The sequence below is a fragment of the Staphylococcus warneri genome (assembly GCF_900636385.1).
Taxonomy (GTDB): domain Bacteria; phylum Bacillota; class Bacilli; order Staphylococcales; family Staphylococcaceae; genus Staphylococcus; species Staphylococcus warneri.
In genome coordinates this window covers 885,695-909,170 of sequence record NZ_LR134269.1, presented here as the reverse complement: position 1 = coordinate 909,170, position 23,476 = coordinate 885,695, and the positions used below count along the sequence as shown (strand labels likewise).

The 23,476-nt window shown below is 32.7% G+C and carries 20 protein-coding genes; 4 read left to right on the top strand and 16 right to left on the bottom strand.

All coding sequences use genetic code 11. From position 1 onward, the window contains the following. Positions 1–84: 84 nt before the first annotated feature. Positions 85–840: a type I methionyl aminopeptidase gene (gene map, locus EL082_RS04400; protein ID WP_002466104.1), complete on the bottom strand. Its 756-nt coding sequence runs from the start codon at positions 838–840 to the stop codon at positions 85–87. A 166-nt stretch (positions 841–1,006) separates the two neighbouring features. Here map and EL082_RS04395 point away from each other — a divergent pair, with 166 nt between their 5' ends. Further along, the gene (locus tag EL082_RS04395) at positions 1,007–1,993 is read left to right on the top strand and encodes an FUSC family protein (protein ID WP_015364857.1); all 987 of its coding nucleotides are present in this window, start codon (positions 1,007–1,009) and stop codon (positions 1,991–1,993) included. A 67-nt stretch (positions 1,994–2,060) separates the two neighbouring features. On the opposite strand, the gene gatD is transcribed toward EL082_RS04395, so the two are convergent. After that, on the bottom strand, positions 2,061–2,786 hold the full coding sequence (gene gatD / locus EL082_RS04390) for a lipid II isoglutaminyl synthase subunit GatD (protein ID WP_002466154.1): 726 nt from the start codon (positions 2,784–2,786) through the stop codon (positions 2,061–2,063). Then, positions 2,786–4,099 (bottom strand): lipid II isoglutaminyl synthase subunit MurT, encoded by a 1,314-nt coding sequence (murT, locus tag EL082_RS04385; RefSeq protein ID WP_002466150.1) that lies wholly within the window; start codon positions 4,097–4,099, stop codon positions 2,786–2,788. The genes gatD and murT overlap by 1 nt, the downstream gene beginning before the upstream one ends. Positions 4,100–4,292: 193 nt before the next feature. On the opposite strand from murT, the gene ftnA reads away from it, so the two are divergent. Both ftnA and EL082_RS04375 read left to right on the top strand, forming a co-directional pair. Continuing rightward, complete coding sequence (ftnA, locus tag EL082_RS04380) at positions 4,293–4,793, top strand: H-type ferritin FtnA (RefSeq protein ID WP_002466148.1); 501 nt, start codon at positions 4,293–4,295, stop codon at positions 4,791–4,793. 221 nt (positions 4,794–5,014) lie between these two features. Continuing rightward, complete coding sequence (locus EL082_RS04375) at positions 5,015–5,569, top strand: 3'-5' exonuclease (RefSeq protein WP_002466136.1); 555 nt, start codon at positions 5,015–5,017, stop codon at positions 5,567–5,569. A 32-nt stretch (positions 5,570–5,601) separates the two neighbouring features. Here EL082_RS04375 and dinB read toward each other — a convergent pair whose 3' ends face one another. From dinB to gatC, 7 genes are all read right to left on the bottom strand, one after another. Next, positions 5,602–6,672 carry a DNA polymerase IV gene (gene dinB, locus EL082_RS04370; RefSeq protein ID WP_002466110.1) on the bottom strand — a complete coding sequence of 357 codons (1,071 nt, stop codon included), beginning with the start codon at positions 6,670–6,672 and terminating at the stop codon, positions 5,602–5,604. Positions 6,673–6,813: 141 nt separating this feature from the next. Beyond that, positions 6,814–7,356 carry a DUF3267 domain-containing protein gene (locus tag EL082_RS04365; protein ID WP_002466107.1) on the bottom strand — a complete coding sequence of 181 codons (543 nt, stop codon included), beginning with the start codon at positions 7,354–7,356 and terminating at the stop codon, positions 6,814–6,816. A gap of 155 nt (positions 7,357–7,511) precedes the next feature. Next, positions 7,512–8,873 (bottom strand): 23S rRNA (uracil(1939)-C(5))-methyltransferase RlmD, encoded by a 1,362-nt coding sequence (gene rlmD / locus EL082_RS04360; protein WP_002466102.1) that lies wholly within the window; start codon positions 8,871–8,873, stop codon positions 7,512–7,514. A 75-nt stretch (positions 8,874–8,948) separates the two neighbouring features. After that, positions 8,949–9,926 (bottom strand): diacylglycerol kinase, encoded by a 978-nt coding sequence (locus tag EL082_RS04355; RefSeq protein ID WP_002466146.1) that lies wholly within the window; start codon positions 9,924–9,926, stop codon positions 8,949–8,951. A 320-nt stretch (positions 9,927–10,246) separates the two neighbouring features. Beyond that, positions 10,247–11,674, bottom strand: a complete 1,428-nt coding sequence (gene gatB, locus EL082_RS04350; protein WP_002452275.1) for an Asp-tRNA(Asn)/Glu-tRNA(Gln) amidotransferase subunit GatB — start codon at positions 11,672–11,674, stop codon at positions 10,247–10,249. A gap of 12 nt (positions 11,675–11,686) precedes the next feature. Further along, complete coding sequence (gatA, locus tag EL082_RS04345) at positions 11,687–13,144, bottom strand: Asp-tRNA(Asn)/Glu-tRNA(Gln) amidotransferase subunit GatA (RefSeq protein WP_002466125.1); 1,458 nt, start codon at positions 13,142–13,144, stop codon at positions 11,687–11,689. 1 nt (position 13,145) lies between these two features. Further along, positions 13,146–13,448 carry an Asp-tRNA(Asn)/Glu-tRNA(Gln) amidotransferase subunit GatC gene (gene gatC, locus EL082_RS04340; RefSeq protein ID WP_002452273.1) on the bottom strand — a complete coding sequence of 101 codons (303 nt, stop codon included), beginning with the start codon at positions 13,446–13,448 and terminating at the stop codon, positions 13,146–13,148. A 419-nt stretch (positions 13,449–13,867) separates the two neighbouring features. On the opposite strand from gatC, the gene putP reads away from it, so the two are divergent. Further along, positions 13,868–15,406: a sodium/proline symporter PutP gene (gene putP / locus EL082_RS04335; RefSeq protein ID WP_049415937.1), complete on the top strand. Its 1,539-nt coding sequence runs from the start codon at positions 13,868–13,870 to the stop codon at positions 15,404–15,406. A gap of 53 nt (positions 15,407–15,459) precedes the next feature. On the opposite strand, the gene EL082_RS04330 is transcribed toward putP, so the two are convergent. The 6 genes from EL082_RS04330 to purB form a co-directional block, all read right to left on the bottom strand. Then, a complete protein-coding gene (locus tag EL082_RS04330; RefSeq protein WP_015364854.1) occupies positions 15,460–16,662 on the bottom strand; it encodes a CamS family sex pheromone protein in 1,203 nt (400 codons plus the stop codon). 9 nt (positions 16,663–16,671) lie between these two features. Beyond that, positions 16,672–18,678: an NAD-dependent DNA ligase LigA gene (gene ligA / locus EL082_RS04325; protein WP_002466117.1), complete on the bottom strand. Its 2,007-nt coding sequence runs from the start codon at positions 18,676–18,678 to the stop codon at positions 16,672–16,674. A gap of 3 nt (positions 18,679–18,681) precedes the next feature. Further along, positions 18,682–20,874: a DNA helicase PcrA gene (pcrA, locus tag EL082_RS04320; protein WP_002466142.1), complete on the bottom strand. Its 2,193-nt coding sequence runs from the start codon at positions 20,872–20,874 to the stop codon at positions 18,682–18,684. Then, positions 20,871–21,563: a heptaprenylglyceryl phosphate synthase gene (pcrB, locus tag EL082_RS04315; protein WP_002466119.1), complete on the bottom strand. Its 693-nt coding sequence runs from the start codon at positions 21,561–21,563 to the stop codon at positions 20,871–20,873. Before pcrB ends, pcrA begins: the two co-directional genes overlap by 4 nt. Positions 21,564–21,738: 175 nt before the next feature. After that, positions 21,739–22,041, bottom strand: coding sequence for a YerC/YecD family TrpR-related protein (locus tag EL082_RS04310; RefSeq protein WP_002452267.1), 303 nt, complete (start codon positions 22,039–22,041; stop codon positions 21,739–21,741). 108 nt (positions 22,042–22,149) lie between these two features. Next, entirely contained in the window at positions 22,150–23,445 is a 1,296-nt protein-coding gene (gene purB, locus EL082_RS04305) for an adenylosuccinate lyase (RefSeq protein WP_015364852.1), read from the bottom strand. Between the last annotated feature and the right edge of the window lie 31 nt (positions 23,446–23,476).

Sequence of the window (23,476 nt, the reverse complement as noted above, 5' to 3'; positions counted from 1 at the left end):
AGGCTCCGGAACCATATCTTGTTAGTCCTTTAGTCTTAGTCTAAGTAAAATGAATAACTTTACTATCTAAAGGAAGAATATACTTTAATCTTCAATTTTAGTTGTTAATAAAGGACCCTCTTTGGTAACGATAACAGTATGTTCTATTTGTGCAACATAGCTTTTATCTCTTGTTTCAAATGCCCATTCATTTTTACCTTCAGTCACAAATGTTGCTTTAGATGAAATAAATGGTTCTACTGCAATAACAAGTCCTTCTTTTAAAAGTGTTTTATCTTTAGGATCATAGTAGTTCATGACATGATTAGGTGCTTCATGTAATGATTGACCAACGCCATGACCTGTTAGATTCTTAATAACTGTTAAATCATTTTGACGTGCTGTTGCATGCACAGCTTTACCAATATTACTCAATTTTGTACCTGGTTTTACTTTAGCCATTGCATTTTCAAATGCCATTGTTGCAACGTCACAAACTTTTTGTTTCATTGGATCACTTGCTTCACCTACCACAAATGAAATGCCAGTATCTGCATAATACCCATTTTTCAATGCTGAAACGTCAATATTAACTAAATCACCTTCACGAATCACACGTTTTCCAGGTATGCCATGTGCCACTTCTTCGTTGACACTGATACATGTCTGACCTGGAAAATTCTCATCATGAATTGGCGCTGAAATCGCACCATGTTCTTCGAATAAAACTTTAGCAATATTGTCTAACTCTTTTGTTGTAATACCTGGTTTAGTTTCAGCTTGCATTGTGTCTCTTACTTTTGCACAAATATAGCCAATTTCTTTTAAAGCTTGTAATTCCTCATCTGTTTTTACAATCATTTTTATCCCGTTCCTTTTTATTTATTATTCTATCTTATTATAGCAAAAATTTTTTGATATACTAAACATGAATGCATAGAAATGACTTTATTTTGTTTGATTAAGAAAGAGAATTTGTAAAAGCGTAAATCGTTTTAAAAATTCCCTTTTCAAGGGGGACAACATTTTGAATGAAAAATGGTATAAAAATCTCATTGGTGCACGCACTATCAAGACAGGTTTAGCTACATTTTTTACAACTGTCTTTTGTATGCTATTAAATCTCACACCAATATTTGCCATATTAACTGCTATAGTAACAATAGAACCTACTGCTAAAGCCTCAATTAAAAAAGGCTATCGCCGTTTACCTGCTACAGTTATTGGCGCATTATTTGCAGTTATATTTACATTTATATTTGGCGACCAATCGCCATTTGCTTATGCATTAAGTGCAACATTGACGATTTTAGCTTGTACTAAACTCAATTTGCAAGTAGGTACGACAGTAGCAGTATTAACGTCAGTTGCAATGATACCAGGTATACATGAAGCTTATGTATTTAACTTCTTTTCACGTTTATTAACTGCCTTAATTGGATTAGTTACAGCAGGTCTAGTCAATTTTATGATTTTACCACCTAAATATTATAATCAGTTAGAAGATCATCTTTATGACTCTGAAGAAAAAATGTACGCATTATTTAATCAACGATGTCATGAATTGTTACTTGGTCGATTTCAGTCTGATAAAAGTAATAAAAAGATTATTCAAATCAGTAATTTAAACCAGAAAATCGATATGCTAACTGGGTATCAACGTGATGAGCTCACATATCATCAGAACAAGGCTGATGATTGGAAAAAACTAAATAAATTAACGAATAGAGCTTATACTAATCGATTACTGATGACCCATTTAGCGAACATTATTTATTTACCTAAAGATGCACACGTATTCTTTACACCTGAAGAAAAAATGGCGATTCTAAAAATTAGTACAAGTATTAGCCAAATTCTATGTGATGGTACATTTAAACGTGAACGAAAATCCGCTTCAACACTAAAATCATCAGTGAAGCAGCTAGAAGAATTTGATCAAAATCAGATTAAAAGTCACCTTATTTATGAAATATTGTTAATCTATAAAATATTAGATCATCGTTATGCTTAAGGTGATGTCAAATATAAGAAAGAAGAGGTTGCGACTCGTTATAAAAGTCGCAACCTCTTCTTTTAAATTATTTACTTTTATTTGCACGATCTATTAAAACTTGTTTGGCAGCTTCTTCTTCAGTATTATCTATTTCTTTTGGTTCAAATGGTATACCTTTTCTTTCACAAGCTTTTTCTAATAAATAATCTGTAACTTCATGGTTTTTAGGTAAGATAGGACCATGTAGATAAGTTCCTAGTAAATTCTTATAGTGGATACCCTCTTTACAATCCGTATCATTATTACCATAACCATGTGTCACTCGACCTAGGGTACCAAATTGGTGATAAGTTCTTCCCCCGTGATTCTCAAAACCAACAATTGTTCCGAACGTATCACTTTCGATAATGATATCACCAGTTAATCGATCTTCTCTAGATTCAGTATAGAAATCTAAAATACCTAACCCATCTAATTCTGTACCATCTGGTGTAATATATTTAGTTCCTAAAAATTGGTATCCACCACAAATAGTTAAACCAGGCATTCCATCCTCAATAGCTTCTTTTAATGGAGTTTTAATTTTACTTAATTGTTTTGTAGCAAGTGATTGTTCACGATCACTGCCACCGCCAATAAAGAAGATGTCACAATCATCAAATGTTACACCCTCTGTTTCATTAATTTCTACCACATTCACTTTAATATTTCTTTTTTTGGCTCTTATTTTTAAGGCAATAATATTACCAATATCACTATATAAATTTAATTTATCGGACATAAAATGATATATCGTTAATTCGTGCTTCATTATGATTGTCCTCCTTCAAAAGAACGATTCAATTGTTCTAGCATCGGTGATAATGAAGTATAGTTCGGTATCGCTACTGTAAACCCTGTAAAGTCTATTGTTTTAGCAGTTGCTTTATATATATCCCTTTCAAGAATTACAGGTACATCCACTTCAGCTAATTTTAATCTTAGTTGTAATTCTTCAGCACGATTACCTGTAACAATAATTGCTTCAATATCTTGATGACTCAGTTTTTCAAAGTCTGCATCATAAATCCATGACGTATCTCTTCCATCTGCAGCATTATCATTTAAACTAATAACATATACTTTACGTCCTTCTAATTGCTCGCCAACTGATAAACTTGCATTCATTCCTGCTGGATTTTTAGCTAAGTTAATCATCGCTTCTTTTTGATTTAAAGAAAAATACTGCATACGGCCATTGTCAGATGTATAAGTTTCAAATCCTTTTTGAATAGATGCATCATTTAATCCTAATTCTCTTAACACAGTATAGGCTGCAAGCGCATTGTATGCATTAAAATCACCAGCAATTTTCATATTAAATGTGGCATTTCCTATATTTAATTTTAGGAACGGTGATGTTTCGAAGGAAGATACTTCATATTTAGGTTGTTCACGTTTGAAGCCACATTCACAATGATAATGACCAATTTGATTATAATGTATGTAATCATATTTAAGTAAACGACCACAATTTGGACAATATCTACTTTCATTCATTGTACTTTGTTCAAATTCATGAGCATGTGCTTTCATACCATAGTAAATACGAGTCTCACTTGCTATTTTAAGTCGACTTACAAATGGATCATCTGCGTTTAATAATAGTTTTATACCTTTATCACTAATTGATTTAGCAATATTATTTACCATGATGTCTATTTCACCAAAACGGTCCATTTGGTCTCTAAAGAAGTTTGTAAATACCATCATAGATGGCGTTACTTCTTTAAGTACTCTCGGTATCGATCCTTCATCTATTTCAATAATAGCGATTTTAGTTTGCTTTGTTGTTTGCATAATGAAGGCAGATGTAATACCTGCTGCCATATTGGCACCTTCATTGTTATGAATAATATCAATTTGATTAGCCTTTAATGTATGTCCAATTAAGTTAGATGTTGTTGTTTTACCGTTTGTACCACTTATGAAGACAATATCATCAACTTGTTCTGATAATTTTCTTAATATATTTTGATCCACTCTACGTGCGATTTGACCTGGTAAGTCAGTTCCATTTTTACCCACGGCTCTACTTGCCTTGCGCGCTAACTTCGCTAAATGGGTTGCAGTCCATTGTCTCATTTGTTTCCTCCCTATTACTATTCACTCGCATAATTATAACATGCAGAGGGTATAACTAAAAAGATTCTCAATTAAAAAGATAAAAATGCACTCCAGATTATAATAATTATTATTTACGAATGAGAATAAGTTTGTTATACTCATTTTAGTCAACAGAGAAAGAAAATGAAAATTTTCATATGAGGTGAATATTATGTTAAACAAAGAATTATTAGAAGCATTAAATGAACAAATGAATCACGAGTATTTTGCTGCTCACGCATATATGGCAATGGCATCTTATTGCGATTCTCAATCATACGAAGGATTTGCAAACTTCTACATTCAACAAGCTAAAGAAGAAAGATACCATGGTAAAAAAATCTATGATTATATTAACGATCGTGGTGGACATGCGAAATTTACTGCATTACCAGCACCTAAAGTAGATTTTAGTTCTATTTTAGAAACATTTAAAGACGGTCTAGCTCAAGAGCAAGATGTAACAAAACGTTTCTACAATTTATCAGAAATCGCACATAAAGATAAAGATTATGCTACAATTTCATTCTTAAACTGGTTCTTAGACGAACAAGTCGAAGAAGAATCAATGTTCGAAACTCATATCGATTACTTAAATCGAATTGGTGATGACTGTAATACTCTATATTTATATGAAAAAGAATTAGCTACTCGTACATTTGACGAAGAATAATTTAAAATAACTCTTTAAATCATTGATTAACAACAGAGGGACTGTCAATTAACCTAATAAGTTAATTGGCAGTTTTTTTCGTGAAATTTCAAAAATCATTTTTCAAAACACATTCCCTAATTAGAATGTTTATAGATGTTAACCTTTTCCCTTTTACTATCCATTATAGCTTTGATATATTAAAATATATTTTATGATCTTTGATAGAAAGGAGCGATACAATGAGCGAGAATGCATTTGTCGCACTAGACTTTGAAACTGCTAATGGAAAACGTACTAGCATATGTTCAGTAGGTATGGTTAAAGTAATAGAAAATCAAATTACAGAATCCTTCCATACTCTAGTCAATCCAAATGATTATTTTTCTGAACAAAATATTAGTGTACATGGTATACATCCAGAAGATGTAGCATCCTCTCCAAATTTTTCATATGTATATCCCTATATGATGCAGTTTATCGATCAACTTCCAGTCGTGGCGCATAATGCTGCATTTGATATGAATGTACTCCATCAAAGTATTCAAGCCATAGGGTTAGAAACACCTCATCTTACTTATTTTTGTTCATATCAATTAGCAAAAAGAACAGTACAATCACATCGCTATGGCTTAAAACACATGATGGACTATTATCAACTTGATTTCCATGGGCATCATGACGCGTTGAATGATGCGAAAGCTTGTGCAATGATCACCTTTAGATTATTAAAACATTATGATGATTTACCAAGCATGCTCAATATCTATGGTAAAGATTTAAAAGATAAAGGCTAATAATGTAGACATTATCTTACATTACTAGCCTTTTATATAAAATCATATATAGTCATATTGCGATATGCTGATTGCTCTAGGTTACCTACTGTAACACCTATTAATCGTATAGGTACATCAGGATCTTTCAAATCAGTATAAAGTGAATAGGCAATATTATAAATATCTGTTTCTGAATTAACAGGATCCCTTAAACTGGTTTGCTTTGATAACGTCTCAAATTGATAGGTTTTAATTTTCACCGTCACAGTTTTACCTGATTTTTGTAACTTATTTAATCTTTCCGCCGTTTTTCCAGATAATTCCCAAACCTTTCTTAAAATCTCATCATCATCATTAACATCTGTTGCAAAAGTACGTTCTGTTCCTACAGATTTTCGTATTCGGGTCGATTTTACCTCATTATGGTCAATACCTCTTACTTTATTGTATAAACCCCTCCCTCTTTTTCCAAACAAACGTATTAATTCAAATTCATCCTTATTGTATAAGTCTTGACCATTAAAAATTTGATTATCATGCATGACCTTTTCCGATGCTTTTCCAACACCTGGAAATTCACCAATATCCAAATTCATTAAAATGTCATGTACATTATTATAATCTATTACTGTGAGGCCATTAGGCTTATTCATGCCACTTGCCAATTTCGCTAAAAATTTATTATAAGATACCCCCGCAGACGCTGTTAATTCAGTTTGTTCTAATATATCTCTTCGTATAAAATTAGCTATTTTAGAAGCTGGTAGATCAGGTCTCACTAAATGTGTAATATCTAAATAAGCTTCATCTAAAGATAAGGGCTCTACAATTTCAGTATAACTGCGAAATATGTCCATAATTTTCTTAGAAGCTTCCCTATAAGCATCAAAGCGACTCGTTACATAATAACCATTAGGACATAGTTTATGTGCTTGTGACATGGGCATGGCAGAATGCACACCATATTTTCTAGCTTCATAAGATGCAGTAGAAACGACCCCTCTGTTACTTGCCTTTCCTCCAACAATTACTGGTTTCCCTTTTAGTTTCGGATTATCTCTCATTTCAACTTGCGCAAAAAAGTAATCCATGTCAATGTGAATAATTCTTCTTTCTTCCATTATTTCACCACACTTTCACTTTTAGTATTATCTTACTTTTATTATAAAATGTATGACGACGATTCACGAATTTCATGCTTTTAAATTAAGGCATTAAAATAAGCCATCTTCTCTTTTAAGAAAGATGACTATAATGATTGACTATTCTTGATTCATTTGACTAGGTTTGTGTTGATATAGATATAATCCTTCATCATATTTTTGAATATATTTAAAATTACTGGCAAGTGCTAACGACACTAATAAAACATCAAGCACGCAATAGCCAATATGGATACTAAACATAAATATCAACGAGGAATATGCATAAGTCTTAATTAGTACAAGTAAAAGTGAACTTATTAATACAAGAGGCGCTAACATGATTGTGCTAAATTGCCATCTGTTAAAGCAAGTTTCAGTAAATTGTAATAACATTGTTCCCTTTTTATATTTCATTTTAGGCTTTTCACCTTTAGAAAATAAAATAAATAATACACGATGTATCAACTCATGAATAATTAATAAAACTAAAAAGCCAGCAAAACCATAAACTAAGTTCATAACAATATTTTGTTCTATAATATGTGTCACGGTATAAGCCCACTTATATGTAAATAATATGACAAACATAATTAAAACAATTTGCATTAATACAAAGCGACGAATATTAATTTTATGTGGAAACAAATCAATTTTATGCACAACCAACCCTCCATTTTTCTCTAAAATCAACTTTAGTATACATTGTTTAGGATTGATACTAAAGGTATTTTCAAGAAAGTAAGTTGCTTGTAATATAATTTTAATAATCGTCTTGTTTTAGCAATCAACTTCTTCAAATATCTCGACAAATGATATTATTTTCTTTCAAATAATGCCACTGTTTCAATATGTGTTGTTTGCGGGAACATATCAACAGGTGTAATTTCTTTTAAATCATACTGATGATTAAGTATGTGTGCATCACGTTGTTGTGTAGACGGATTACATGATATATATACAATTCGTTTAGGATTAAGTTCTAATATTGTTTCTAAGAACGTTTCATCGCAACCCTTTCTTGGTGGATCGACCATAACAACATCTGGTCTTATTCCTTCTGCTTTCCATTTTAGAATAACTTCTTCAGCTTTCCCACAGACAAAAGTTGTATTTTCTAATTGGTTTTTAGTCGCATTTTGATTTGCATCATTAATTGCTGAAGGTACTACTTCGACACCATATACGTGTCGAGCATTTTCAGCCATGTATATAGCGATTGTACCGATACCACAATATGTATCAAGTACAATTTCATCCCCGGTTAATTGGGCATAATCTAATGCTTGTTGATATAATTTTTCTGTTTGATGTGAATTGATTTGATAGAACGATTGATCACTTATATTGAAAGTGACTTCACTTAATTGATCTTCAATTTCTTCTTCACCATAAAGCGTAATAGATTGAGGCCCCATTATCACATTTGAATGTGCATCATTAATATTTTGTTTAATACTTGTGACATTAGGATATTTTCGAACTAGTGCATCCACCAGAGATTCAGCTTGTTTGAACGCCTTACCATTGGTCACTAATATAATCATTAATTGATTCGTGTAATGTCCTGTTCTCACTACTAAATGACGAAGTAATCCTTTTTTAGTTTTTTCATTATAAACGCTTATATTTAGCTCAGATATCAGTTGTTTTAGATCGTTCATCACTTGTTGATGTTGTTGATCCTGAATTAAACAACTTTCCATATCAATGATGTCATGACTTCGTTGTCGGTAAAATCCCATTATTGGTTGCTGATCCTTACTTAAACCAACGGGGATTTGTGATTTGTTTCTATATCGCCAAGGGTCTTCCATACCAACAGTATCTTTGATAACTGTATTTGTAAATTTTGCTTTTCTGTGAAATAAATTAACCACCTGTTCTTTTTTCATATTGAGTTGTGCTTGATATGACATATGCTGAAGTTGGCATCCTCCGCATTTGTAATAATATATACATGGTGGCTCTACTCGAGCATCACTTTCAGTAATCACTTTTATTAATTTTCCAATTGCAAAGTTTTTCTTTACTTTAATCACTTTATACTCAATCTTCTCATCTATTAACGTATTTGGGATAAATATCGGATATCTATCAATTTTTACAACGCCATGGCCTTCATGTGTTAAATCTACAACCTGGCCTGTTAGTACATCATTTTTCTTCAATGTTTCCACTTTATTTCCCCCACATATAAAAAGGTTAGGACATATCATCTTGCCTATCCTAACCTTGTGTTCTTTAAATATTTATTAAACTTCGTCTTCTGAATTATGTTGATAATCCTCAGCCTTCATCTGTGGTGTTACTGTTGGTTGATCAAGTAATTCTTCATTATGAATATCATGAGGTGTAAATACATCGATATGTCTTTCTAAATTTAAGAAATTAGCTGGTAATTTGCCGCCATATTCACCATCAACATTTAATTGCATTTCAGTATATGATGAAATATTAATAGATTTTGCTTTTTCATATATCACTTTAGGATGCTTTGTATGTTCGCCTCTTGAAGCTAAAGTCATGATGTGACCTAATTCTGCTAAGTTCGCCTTTTCTACTATTATTAATGTATAGTAACCATCATCTAACTTTGCGTCAGGTACTAATTTTTCAAAACCTGCCATTGAATTAGTTAGTCCTAGTAAGAATAGCAATGCTTCTCCCTGAAAGACTTTATCATCATATTCGATTCTTAAATCAACAGCCTTCATTTGCGGTAACATTTCGAATCCTTTAATGTAATACGCAAATGACCCGACGATAGATTTTAATTTACTTGGTGTTTCGTATGAGACTTGTGTCAGTTGACCACCTGCTGCTAAGTTAATGAAGTAACGACTGTTCATTTTACCTATATCAACTTTAGTACTGTGTCCTTCAATTATCACATCAAGCGCACCCATTATGTCGTTTGGCAAATGCAACGCTCGTCCAAAGTCATTAACTGTGCCCATAGGTATAACACCTAATTTCGGTCTATTAGGTTGCTCAGCGATTCCATTGACTACTTCATTTAATGTACCGTCGCCACCCGCTACTATTAAAATATCATATTGTTGTTTAAGTGCTCGCTCTGCTTCTAAAGTAGCATCACCTTCGCGCTCTGTAGCATAAGCACTTGTTTCGTATCCAGCTTTTTCTAGTTTAATTAAAACATCAGGTAGCATTCGTTTAAATAGCTCTTTACCAGATGTCGGGTTATAAATAATTCTTGCTCGTTTTCTCATATCATATCCCTCGACTTCATATACTCATATTTAATATTAAATGATTTACACTCGAGTTGAAAGTATTTTTTAGAACTTGATAGTAATTTATTGTTTAGAAGCGCTTATATATGAGCTTTGCTAAAGTTTTCAAATATAACTATATTAAAGTGTTTAATTTAACTTTTGTATTAATTATTATTCATACGTTTTGTTTTATATCTAAATGCTTTCAATCTTAGTTAAGGACTACTTATTTCTCCACCAAAAAGAATGACATTCAAAAAACTCCTACAACGAATAGTTTACACTAAACGTTATAGGAGTGAAAATCAAATTATTTATCTTTTATCTAGCTCTTGTTTAAGTAATTGGTTTACTTTTTGAGGGTTTGCTTGTCCTTTAGAAGCTTTCATAATTTGACCAACTAAGAAGCCCATTGCTTTACCTTTACCATTTTTATAATCTTCAACTGATTGAGGATTATTATCTAATGCTTCATTAACAAATTTTAATAAAGTAGCTTCGTCTGAAATTTGAACTAAACCTTTATCTTCCATAATTTGTTTCGCATCTCCACCATTTTCTGCTAATTCAGGGAAGACTTTTTTGGCAATCTTACTGCTCATTGTGCCGTCTTCGATTAATTTAATCATACCTGCTAAGTTTTCTGGTGTTAATTTTGTATCTTGTAATTCTACTTGATTTTTATTCAAGTATTCATTTACGCCACCCATTAACCAGTTAGAAGTTAATTTCACGTCTGCACCATGTTCTATAGCACCTTCAAAGAAATCAGACATTTCTTTAGTAAGTGTTAAAACATGCGCATCGTATTCAGGTAATCCTAAATCATTAACATATTTAGCTTTACGTTCATCTGGTAATTCTGGAATTGTTTGACGAACACGCTCTTTCCATTCGTCATCTACATATAATGGTACGATATCTGGCTCAGGGAAATAACGATAATCGTCAGATCCTTCTTTAACACGCATTAAGATTGTTTTACCTGTTGATTCATCAAAACGACGCGTTTCTTGACCAATCTCTCCACCATTTAACAATTCTTCTTCTTGGCGTTTTTCTTCGTATTCTAAGCCTTTACGAACATAGTTAAATGAGTTTAAGTTTTTCAATTCAGCTTTTGTACCGAATTCTTCTTGGCCATATGGACGTAATGAAATATTAGCATCGCAACGTAATGATCCTTCTTCCATTTTACAATCAGATACACCTGTATATTGAATAATTGAGCGTAACTTTTCTAAATAAGCATACGCTTCTTGAGGTGAACGGATATCTGGTTCAGATACGATTTCGATTAATGGTGTACCTTGACGGTTTAAATCAACTAAAGAATACCCATCTTTATGTGTTGATTTACCAGCATCTTCTTCCATGTGTAAACGAGTAATACCAATACGTTTTGTTTTACCGTCTACTTCGATATCGATATATCCATTTTCACCGATTGGTTCATCAAATTGAGAAATTTGATAAGCTTTTGGATTATCAGGATAAAAGTAGTTTTTACGGTCAAATTTAGAATTTGTAGCGATATCCATATTTAAAGCCATTGACGCACGCATTGCCCAGTCTACTGCTCTTTTATTAACAACAGGTAGAACACCAGGATATGCAAGGTCAATTACGTTTGTATTTGAGTTAGGTTCTGCTCCAAAATGTGCAGGTGATGGAGAGAACATTTTTGAGTCTGTTTTTAGCTCAACATGAACTTCAAGTCCGATAACTGTTTCAAAATGCATTATTTCCACTCCTTATAATTTTTCATAAGCGTCATGTAGGTTGAATTGTGTTTCATATTGATATGCAACACGATATAACGTCTTTTCATCGAACGGTTTACCAATAAATTGTAATCCAATTGGGCGTCCGTTTGATTGTCCACAAGGAACAGAAATACCTGGTAAACCTGCTAAGTTAACTGGTGTAGTTAATAAATCATTGGCATACATTGTCAATGGATCATCAATCTCATCACCTAAATCAAACGCTGTTGTTGGTGCAGTTGGACCTACAACAATGTCATATTTTTCAAAGATTTTATCAAAGTCATTCTTAATTAAAGTTCTTACTTTTTGTGATTTCTTATAAAATGCATCATAATAACCTGAACTTAACGCGAATGTTCCTAAGAAGATACGGCGTTTAACTTCGTCACCAAAACCTTCTGATCTAGACATTTTATAAAGTTCTTCAAGTGATTGTGCTTCTTTGGAGTGATAACCATAACGGATACCATCAAAGCGAGCTAAGTTTGCTGATGCTTCTGATGATGCAATAACATAATATGATGGAATACCATATTTCGTATTAGGTAATGATACCTCTTCTACTTCAGCACCTAATGATTTTAATGTTTCTACTGCATTTTTTACTGATGCTTTAACATCTTCGCTAACACCTTCACCTAAATATTCTTTAGGAAGTGCTACTTTTAAGCCTTTAATATCTTTTCCAATTTCAGAAGTAAAGTCAACATCATCAACCGGAGCGCTTGTTGAATCATTAGCATCTAAACCAGAAATAGCTTCTAGCACTAATGCGTTATCTTTAACGTTACGAGTTAATGGTCCAATTTGGTCTAATGATGAAGCGAATGCGACTAAGCCAAAACGTGACACACGTCCGTATGTTGGTTTCATACCCACGATACCGCAATAAGATGCAGGTTGACGAATAGAGCCACCAGTATCTGACCCTAGACTAAATGGTACTAAACCTGCTGCTACAGCCGCAGCTGAACCACCTGAAGAACCACCTGGTACAGCAGAATGATCAAATGGATTCACTGTTTTCTTAAAGTAAGATGTTTCAGTAGAACCACCCATTGCAAATTCGTCCATGTTTAATTTACCAATTAAAACTGCATTTTCATTATGCAATTTATTCATAACAGTTGATTCATAGATAGGTACAAAACCTTCCAACATTTTACTTGCACATGTTGTTTCTAAATCCTTAGTTATAATGTTGTCTTTAATCCCCATTGGAATACCAAATAATTTACCTTCCATTTGGTCTTTGGCTTGTAATTCATCTAATTCTTGCGCTTTTTTCATCGCATTTTCTTTATCTAAAGCTAAGAAAGATTTGATTGTAGGATCAGTTTCTTCAATAGCATCATAAATATCACTTACAATTTGTGAAGGTTTAATTTCTTTATTTTTAATTAAAGTTAATAAATTCTCAACAGACTCATAGCGAATACTCATCTTAAGCGTCCTCCTCATTCATGATGGCTGGAACTTTAAATTGTCCATTTTCAGTTTCTTTTGCATTTTTTAATGCTAATTCTTGAGGAATGCCCTCGATAGCTTTATCTTCACGTAATACATTTTGTAAATCTAATACGTGGTATGTTGGTTCAACACCTTCAGTGTCTGCACTATCATTTTGTTTAGCAAAATCTAAAATACTCTCTAATGTATTGGCCATTTCATCCGTTTCTTCAGGAGAAATTTGAAGTCTGGCTAAATTAGCTATATGTTCAACTTCTTCGCGTGTTACTTTAGTCATTAAATAAAAGCCTCCTTATTACTCATTCATCACTAAATTGTATCAAATATTCATTTAAAAATCTAAGTATTTATTGCATAATGCCAATTTAAATCACTGTCCTCACTTTTTTGAACATGTTTTTAGTCATTTCCATTACATAATCCAATAATCAAAGATTGATTCATTTAGGTGTAACTTATTTATATGTATTTATCATATATTTCTATTAAAACACTAGATTTTATATTAATCATTTATGATTATGCAATATTTATAAGTGGGAATATTAATTAAAATTTATAATGTAAGCGCTATATCGCTGTTTTGTCAGTTCTTTAAAAATAAAATTTTATTTTTCCACTTTTCTAAACATTTAACTATAATGTATAATATTACATGTGACACAAATCAATGAATTATAAGAGGGAGTGGTTAATATGCTATATTTGGGGACTGCACTAAATCAACAAGTTGATGCAAATTGGCAAACTTACATCATGATCGCCATTTACTTTATTATTCTGCTTATTATAGGTTTTTATGGCTATAAACAAGCAACTGGTAATTTAAGTGAATTCATGTTGGGTGGTCGTAATATAGGTCCTTACATAACTGCACTATCCGCAGGAGCTTCGGATATGAGTGGTTGGATGATCATGGGATTACCAGGTTCTGTTTATAGTACTGGTTTGTCAGCCATTTGGATAACAATCGGTCTAACACTGGGTGCTTATATTAATTACTGGGTTGTAGCGCCTAGGCTAAGAGTTTATACAGAAATTGCAGGAGATGCCATTACACTCCCTGATTTCTTTAAGAACAGATTAAATGACCAACAAAATATTATTAAAATTATTTCAGGATTAATTATCGTTATATTCTTCACTTTATACACACATTCTGGTTTTGTTTCAGGCGGTAAATTATTCGAAAGTGCCTTTGGATTAAATTATCATTTTGGATTAATTCTCGTCGCTGTTATTGTTATCTTTTATACATTTTTCGGTGGTTATTTAGCTGTATCTATTACAGACTTTTTCCAAGGTGTTATTATGTTAATCGCTATGGTCATGGTACCTATTGTAGCAATGATGCAGTTAAATGGATTTGATACTTTTAGTAAAGTAGCAGCAATGAAACCAACAAATATGGATTTATTTAGAGGCACGACATTAATTGGTATTATTTCTCTATTTTCATGGGGATTAGGATATTTCGGTCAACCTCATATTATTGTTAGATTTATGTCTATTAAATGTCATAAATTATTACCAAAAGCGAGACGCTTAGGAATCAGTTGGATGACGATAGGCTTACTTGGTGCGGTTTGCGTAGGATTAACAGGTATTGCCTTTATCTCTGAACGTCATATTAAAATGGAAGACCCAGAAACATTATTTATTATTATGAGCCAAATACTATTCCACCCACTAGTTGGCGGATTTTTACTTGCAGCGATCCTTGCTGCTATTATGAGCACTATTTCATCTCAACTTTTGGTTACTTCAAGCTCATTAACTGAAGATTTTTATAAATTGATTAGTGGGGAAGAAAAAGCAGCAACACATCAAAAAGAATTTGTAATGGTAGGACGATTATCTGTATTAGTTGTAGCTATCGTAGCCATCGCTATTGCTTGGCATCCAAATGATACAATTCTCAATTTAGTTGGTAATGCTTGGGCAGGTTTTGGTGCATCTTTTAGTCCATTAGTATTGTTCTCATTATATTGGAAAGGTTTGACGAGAGCTGGTGCTATTAGCGGTATGATTAGTGGTGCTTTAGTTGTGATTATATGGATAGCATGGATTAAACCATTAGCTTCTATAAATGAATTATTTGGTATGTATGAAATTATTCCAGGTTTTCTTGTAAGTATTATTGTGACATATATTGTAAGTAAATTAACGGCTTCACCTGGAGAATTTGTAAATCAAGACTTAGCTAAAGTAAAACAAATTGTTAAAGAAAAATAAAAAATACGCGTAGAAAAGGCCAACCTTTTCTACGCGCTTTTTACTTTTATAAATTAATTATGATAAATGTGAACCTGTGGTTCTTTATCATCTTTATTTTTACTAATTAGTGCTCTTGGATTGTTACCATCTTTAATTCTAATTTCATACTCATCTATATCATCAAAGTATTTATTAGCTTGTTCTGTCACATATTGTGTGATTCCAATCGTTTCAGCCTGACCATAATAGTCAATTGGTAAATCCACTGTTAACTGTTTTGCTTTTTTATCTACAAATTTCACTTTACCTACTGCTTGAGTAAAGTTAGAGAAATAAGATTGTAGGTTATCATTAAATTGTTTAAAGTTATTATTTAATGATTCATCATATTTACCTGCTGTAGATGAAGGTAATAAAGCAGTTGTCTCATTAATTGTTTTCCAATCATTGATTTTCGTTTGACCATCATCAGCAGTTGCGCCTGCCATAAATTCACCCGGCGTAATAGACTCTTGGCTACTTTGTTTATATATAGCAAAGTGAATTGGAATATCTTTTAAGTCACTATTTTCTCTTAATCTAGATAATATTTCACTCGCCATTGCTTTACCTTGCTTCTCTATTTCTTTGTCATCTAACTTCTTGCTATACGTTTCGCCATCTTTCTCTTTCTGATAATAATATTCACTATTCATAGCTAAACCAATGGTCATACCCTTAATATTTTTACCTTTAGTATCACTATTACCATAGAAATCCTGTTCTAAAATATTAGATAAATAGGCTGGCGATTTTTCAGCTATTTTAGTTGGATTTGTTTCTCCTTGATGAGAAGGATTAAGGCCTAAATTTTCATTAGCTTTTTTATCTTTCTTCTCTTTATCACTCATTTTTTCTATTTCTTTTTTAGTATATTTGGGATCAAGATAAGCATTGATTGTCTTTTTATCTAAAAATTGCCCATCTTGATATAAGTATTTGTTTGTAGGAAAAACTTCTTTACTTAGTTCTAACAGACCACTCTCAAAGCCTTCGCTGTTATAGCTATTTGCCATATTATCTTGTAATAACCCACGTGATTGACTTTCTTTAAATGGTAAAATCGTACGATAATTATCGCCTTGTACGTTTTTATCTGTAGCCACTTGTTTGACCTGAGATGAATGACTTCCTTTAGTATGATCTGCTTCTTGGTCAGATGATTTATCTTTATCGTTACTGCATGCGGTTAAAATAAAAATTGTCGAGATAAGTAAAATTATTGTTCGCTTCATCGACGTACCTCACTCATTGTTTATTTCATTTTGTTTTGTTGCAAATTCTTCTTCAGTCCATATTTCCGTTCCAAACTTTTCTGCTTTAGTTAATTTAGAACCTGCATCAGCTCCAGCAATGAGTATATCTGTACTCTTAGTGACACTGTTCGTCACTTTCGCACCTTGCATTTGCAACCACTGCGAAGCCTCATTACGTGTCATTTGTTCTAATTTACCAGTTAATACAATTGTCTTACCACTAAAATCAGGATGTCCTTCAATTTCAGTAGTTTTAACACCTTTATATGTCATATTAACATCTTTATCTTTTAATTTTTGAATTAATGCACGAATGTCATCATTTTCTAAATAAGTGACTACTGATTGTGCTAATTTACCACCAATATCATGAATGGCAATCAATTCCTCTTCAGTTACTGTCAAAAGACGATCCATAGTTTCGTACTTTTCAGCTAGAACACGACTTGCTTTTACACCTAAATGACGAATGCCTAAACCAAACAATAAATGTTCTAACGACTGTGATTTAGCTTGTTTTATAGCTTCTAATAAATTTTCAACTTTTTTACTTCCCATACGTTCAAGAGGTAATAAATCTTCTTCTTCCAAATAAAAGATATCGGCAACATCTTTAATCAAATCATTTTCATATAACTGTTGAATAATTTTAGTACCTAAACCATCAATATTCATAGCCTGACGTGAAACAAAGTGAATAAGACCTTCGATCAACTGCGCTTGGCATTTAGGATTAATACATCGTAAAGCCACTTCGCCTTCTATTCTTACTAACTCATGACCACAACTTGGACAATGCGTCGGCATATGATACGTTTCAGCATCTTCAGGTCGACGGTCAATAATACTTTTCACAACTTCTGGGATAATATCGCCTGCCTTTTTGACAACAACACTATCACCAATTCTGATATCTCTTTCATGTATTAAATCCTCATTATGTAATGAAGCCCTTGATACAGTCGTACCTGCCACTCTCACTGGTTCGAGGATTGCCGTAGGTGTAACAACACCTGTACGTCCTATACTTAATTCAATGTCTAATAACTCTGTAACAACTTCTTCAGCAGGAAACTTATAAGCAATAGCCCATCGAGGTGATTTTTGGGTGAATCCCATTTCATCTTGTTGTTCCAAATCATTGACTTTGATAACGATGCCATCTATATCATAAGGTAAGGTTTCTCTTTCAGCTGTCCATTTTTCAATATATTTAAGCACGCCGTCTATATCAGATACTCTCTCACGTTCATGATTTGTCTTAAATCCTAATTGATCTAATTCATCTAATGCACCACTTTGAGTAGTCGCTTCAAAGTCAGTAAAATCGTTAATACTATATAAGAATACACTTAACTTTCTTTTAGCAGCTAGCTTAGAATCTAGTTGGCGTAACGACCCTGCTGCTGCATTACGAGGATTTGCAAAAGGTTGCTCGCCATTCTTTTCTTTTTCTTCATTTAAATTCATAAATGATTTTCTTGGCATATATGCTTCTCCACGAACTTCAAAATTAAGTGGTTCTTTAATTTTTAATGGAATGGCATGAATCGTTCTTAAATTTTCAGTTATATCTTCACCCGTTGTACCATCACCACGAGTTAATCCTTGTACGAAACGGCCGTTTTCATATTTTAAAGAGACCGCTAAACCATCTATTTTAAGTTCACACATATATTCTACTTTGCCAATATTTTCTCGTATACGTTGATCAAACTTTCTTAAATCTTCCTCATTGAAAGCATTACCTAAACTAAGCATAGGCGTATCATGATTCACTTTTTCAAAGGATGATTGTGCTTCGCCACCTACTCGCACTGTAGGTGAATCTGGTGTCTTAAATTCAGGATGTTCTTCTTCAATATGAATGAGTTCGTGTAATAATTTATCGTATTCACTATCTGGCACTGATGGGTTATCTTGAACATAGTATTCATAACTATATTGGTTTAATAAATCATGTAATTCATCTACACGATTTTGTAATTGACTCATCCACTAGTCCTCCTTTTTCTCAATTGGTGCAAATTGTGCAAGTAATCGTTTAGGTCCTTCTGATTTAAAAATAATATCTAATTCGACAGAACCATTCTTTTCGTTAACGTTACTAACCATTCCTTCTCCCCATGCTTTATGAGTCACTTTGTCTCCTACCTTCCAATCTGAAGATGTGACTTGTTTCTTAGATGACGTTGTACGTTTACTAAATCCACGTTTTTGAGTTGGTTTTGCTTTAGGTTGAATCGTTTGTCGTTTACTACCAGAATGACTCTCCATTAAATCTTCAGGTATTTCTTTTAAGAAACGTGATGGCATATTTGATTGAGAACGACCAAATAACATTCGAGTTGTTGCATTCGTAATATATAACGTTTCCTCTGCTCGTGTAATTGCTACGTAACAGATACGTCGTTCTTCTTCCATTTCGTGGTCATCATCACTTTTAATTGCTCTTATATGCGGGAATAGCGACTCTTCCATACCCATGATAAACACAATTGGAAATTCTAAACCCTTGGCAGAGTGCATCGTCATTAATGTAACACCCGATTCTGTATCCGCTTCATCAATATCAGCTACAAGTGATAAATCCGTTAAAAAGTTGATTAATGATTGCTCTTCTAATGGCGTGTTTTCTTCATAGTCTTTGGGAACCGACATAAATTCGTCCAAGTTTTCTAAACGACTACGTGATTCAAGTGTTTGTTCTCTATCAAGCATATCTCTGTAACCAGATTTGACTAGTACTTCTTCTACGATTTCGCTAATTTCAAGAAACTCTTGCTCTTTAATAAGATTTTGAATCATTTCGTAAAAAGCGATACATTCTTGAGTTACTTTTTTAGATAATCCAATAAAATCAACTTCACCTAATGCGTCAAACATACTGATATTATTTTGAACTGCATAAGTTTGAATTTTTTCAACTGATGACGGTCCTACACCTCGTTTAGGTACATTAATAATACGTTGTAAACTAATATCATCATTACTATTGGCAATCACTCTTAAATAACTTAATAAATCTTTAATTTCTTTACGATCATAGAATTTTTGTCCGCCAACCATTGTGTAAGGAATGTTTGATTTCATAAATGTTTCTTCAAGTACACGCGATTGTGCATTGGTTCTATATAAAATAGCCATATCACTATATTTTTTACCATTACGTTGATGCTTCATAATTTCACGAACAACATATTCTGCTTCATCACGTTCAGTTGTTGCTTCATAATAATTAATTTTATCTCCGCCTGTATTAGCAGTCCATAACCCTTTAGGCTTTCTTTCAGTATTGTTTTTAATGACTTCATTAGCAGCATTTAAGATTGTTTTTGTTGAACGATAGTTTTGTTCTAGGAAGATTGTTTTGGCGTCTGGATAATCTTCTTCGAATGACAAGATATTTTGAATATCAGCACCACGCCAGCCATAGATAGATTGGTCTGAATCACCTACAACACATAAATTTTTAAACTTGTTCGCTAGTAATTTAATTAGCGTATATTGTGCTTTGTTCGTATCTTGATATTCATCAACATGAATATATTGGAATTTGTTTTGATAATATTCTAAAGCTTCTGGTACTCTTTCAAATAAATTAATCGTTGTCATAATTAAATCATCAAAGTCCAACGCTTCATTTCTTGAAAGTTGACGCTGATAGCCTTTATACACAGTAGCAACCATTTGTGAATGATAATCATTAGCTTCTTTTTGAGCATCTTCTGGCGTTTTTAATTCATTTTTTAAATTGCTAATGGCACCAATAAACATACGTGGTTCAAAACGTTTACTATCGATATTTTCATTCTTTAAAACATCTTTGATCACTGATTTTTGGTCAGTTGGATCAATAATCGTGAAATTACGTTCTATGCCGATACGATCTGCATCTCGACGTAATATACGAACGCACATAGAGTGGAATGTAGACATCCATATTACTTGTGCTTCTTCGCCTACTAATTGTTCTACTCTAGCTTTCATTTCTTTAGCAGCCTTATTTGTAAACGTTATGGCTAAAATATTGTAAGGTGATACATCTTTCTCGTCTAATAAATAAGCGATTCTATGTGTTAACACACGTGTTTTACCAGATCCTGCACCTGCCATAATCAATAGTGGCCCTTCTGTAGTTCTGACAGCTTCACTTTGCTCTGCATTCATATTCTTTACTAATGAATTCATTTACTAGACTCCTTTATCTTAACTGTTTTTAATGCTTTCTTTATATCTTGATATACAATATCACCAACGACGATTGTATCAGCAAACTCAGCCATTTCTTTTGCTTGTGATAACGATGTTATTCCGCCACCATAAAATAATTGTGTTGTCGTTAGTGTATTTGCTACTGACTTCACTTTCTCTACATCCCCATATTCACCACTATATTCGAGATACATTATAGGGAAACGATATAATTCATTGGCCATTAATGCATATGAATCTACATCATCTATATCTAATTGCGTATTTGCTTTTGTTTTTTGCGCAACTTTACTATTTTCATTTAGTACTAAATAACCTTCAAAGACGACTTCTTCAAAGTTAATAACATGACCAAATTCCTTTAAAGCTTCTAATAGCATTTCATTATGATACTTTACATTGTTACTATTTAAAACAGTAGGTACAAAGTAAAAATCAAAACCTGGCATAACACTCTCTAAGTTAGAAATTTCAAGAACAAGTGGTAATGGATAACGTCGTACTCTACTCATTAAATGAATGACGTTATCTTCAGTTACGTTATCAGTGCCACCGATGATGATAGCATCTGTATTTGACATACCAATCGCATCTAAATCATCGTCTGAAATAGGCTTAGCAGGGTCTAATTTAAATACATGACGCCATTGTTTAATATCATACATTACGTGAAACTCCTTTTTTTAACATACCTTAAATTATATCATTTTTAACATGCTAGTTCTAAACAGATCATATGAAATTGTATAACTTATTTTTCACTTTTGATACTAAAAAAGAAACGATCGTTAACATATTAAAGATGTTGAACTTTAATAGTTACGATCGTTTTGCATTATTTTATTCTTTTGTATCGATATTAAGGCGATCTAATATCATTGTGTATGCATCATTGCCCCATTGTAAAGAACGCTTCACTCGAGAAATCGTTGCCGTTGACGCGCCTGATTCTTGTTCAATTGTTGCATATGTGTATCCTTGTTTAATCATTTTAGCAACTTGAAGTCGTTGAGAAAGTGATTGAATTTCGTTCACTGTGCATAAATCATCGAAAAACTGATAACATTCTTCTCTATTCTCTAATGTAAGGATTGCATCAAATAATTCATTTAACGCATCCCCACGTAATTTTTCAATTTGCATCATAACAGCTCCTATATGCATATTCTTTTTACTATTTTAACTTACTAACAAGGTAAAGTGTAGTAGTTTTAATTGAATTTGTATAGGATTTAATTATAATTTCTAATGTTATTCTAAGCCTGCTCTTTTAAAGATGGTGTCGACTTGGTTTAAATGGTGTTTTGGATTGAAACATTCATCTAATTCTTCTTTAGATAATACATCTGTAATCTTACTATCTTGTTCTATTAATTCTCTGAAAGGTGTTTTAGTTTCCCAAGATTTCATAGCCTTAGGTTGCACTGTATCATACGCTTCTTCACGTACCATACCTTTATTGATTAGAGAAAGTAATACGCGTTGTGAATAAATTAATCCAAATGTTTTATTGATATTCGCTTGCATATTATCCTCATATACTGTTAAACGATCTACGATATTTGTAAATCTATTTAATGCATAATCTAAGGCAATTGTTACATCAGGTAACATGATACGTTCAGCGGATGAATGTGAAATATCTCGTTCATGCCATAATGGTACATTTTCATAAGCGGTAGTGATATAACCGCGAATCACACGAGAAATACCCGTAATATTTTCAGAACCAATTGGATTACGTTTATGTGGCATCGCTGAAGATCCTTTTTGCCCTTTAGCAAAAGCTTCTTCAACTTCACGTGTTTCAGTCTTTTGTAGGTTTCTAATTTCAACTGCAAATTTTTCTAATGAAGTCGCAATAAGCGCCAATGTTGCGATATAGTAAGCGTGACGGTCACGTTGTAAAGTTTGAGTTGAAACAGGTGCTGCACCTAAGCCTAAATGTTTACACACATAGCTTTCTATTTCTGGTGGAATGTTCGCAAACGTACCTACCGCACCACTCATTTTTCCTACTTCTATTTCTTCACGTACATCTTTAAAACGTTTTAAATTACGTTTCATTTCTGTATACCATAATGCCATTTTGACACCGAACGTTGTTGGCTCGGCATGTACACCATGCGTTCTACCCATCATTAATGTATATTTGTAATTTTTAGCTTTTTCTTCTAAAACTTTTATGAATCTTTCTAAGTCTTTTTCAATAATATCATTTGCTTGTTTAATGACATAACTAAGTGCTGTATCTACAACATCAGTTGAAGTTAAACCATAATGAACCCATTTTCTTTCGTCACCTAATGTTTCTGAAACCTGTCTAGTAAATGCTACGACATCATGTCTTGTTTCTAATTCTATTTCTTTAGCACGCGCTACATCAACTTTTGCATTTTGACGAATTTTTTGAACATCTTCTTTAGGAATATATCCAAGTTCACTCCATGCTTCAGATGCTAAAATTTCTACTTCAAGCCAAGCTTCATAACGGTTTTGGTCTGTCCAGATAGACGACATTTCTTCTCTAGAATAACGTTCAATCATTTTTTAAACTCCTATCGTATGTATATTCATA

Coding starts and splice junctions, on each gene's coding strand:
- map (WP_002466104.1), bottom strand. CDS start 840: ATGATTGTAAAAACAGATGAGGAATTACAAGCTTTAAAAGAAATTGGC.
- gatD (WP_002466154.1), bottom strand. CDS start 2,786: ATGAAGCACGAATTAACGATATATCATTTTATGTCCGATAAATTAAAT.
- murT (WP_002466150.1), bottom strand. CDS start 4,099: ATGAGACAATGGACTGCAACCCATTTAGCGAAGTTAGCGCGCAAGGCA.
- ftnA (WP_002466148.1), top strand. CDS start 4,293: ATGTTAAACAAAGAATTATTAGAAGCATTAAATGAACAAATGAATCAC.
- EL082_RS04375 (WP_002466136.1), top strand. CDS start 5,015: ATGAGCGAGAATGCATTTGTCGCACTAGACTTTGAAACTGCTAATGGA.
- dinB (WP_002466110.1), bottom strand. CDS start 6,672: ATGGAAGAAAGAAGAATTATTCACATTGACATGGATTACTTTTTTGCG.
- EL082_RS04355 (WP_002466146.1), bottom strand. CDS start 9,926: ATGAGAAAACGAGCAAGAATTATTTATAACCCGACATCTGGTAAAGAG.
- gatB (WP_002452275.1), bottom strand. CDS start 11,674: ATGCATTTTGAAACAGTTATCGGACTTGAAGTTCATGTTGAGCTAAAA.
- gatA (WP_002466125.1), bottom strand. CDS start 13,144: ATGAGTATTCGCTATGAGTCTGTTGAGAATTTATTAACTTTAATTAAA.
- gatC (WP_002452273.1), bottom strand. CDS start 13,448: ATGACTAAAGTAACACGCGAAGAAGTTGAACATATAGCTAATTTAGCC.
- putP (WP_049415937.1), top strand. CDS start 13,868: ATGCTATATTTGGGGACTGCACTAAATCAACAAGTTGATGCAAATTGG.
- EL082_RS04330 (WP_015364854.1), bottom strand. CDS start 16,662: ATGAAGCGAACAATAATTTTACTTATCTCGACAATTTTTATTTTAACC.
- ligA (WP_002466117.1), bottom strand. CDS start 18,678: ATGAGTCAATTACAAAATCGTGTAGATGAATTACATGATTTATTAAAC.
- pcrA (WP_002466142.1), bottom strand. CDS start 20,874: ATGAATTCATTAGTAAAGAATATGAATGCAGAGCAAAGTGAAGCTGTC.
- pcrB (WP_002466119.1), bottom strand. CDS start 21,563: ATGTATGATATTAAACAATGGCGTCATGTATTTAAATTAGACCCTGCT.
- EL082_RS04310 (WP_002452267.1), bottom strand. CDS start 22,041: ATGCAAATTGAAAAATTACGTGGGGATGCGTTAAATGAATTATTTGAT.
- purB (WP_015364852.1), bottom strand. CDS start 23,445: ATGATTGAACGTTATTCTAGAGAAGAAATGTCGTCTATCTGGACAGAC.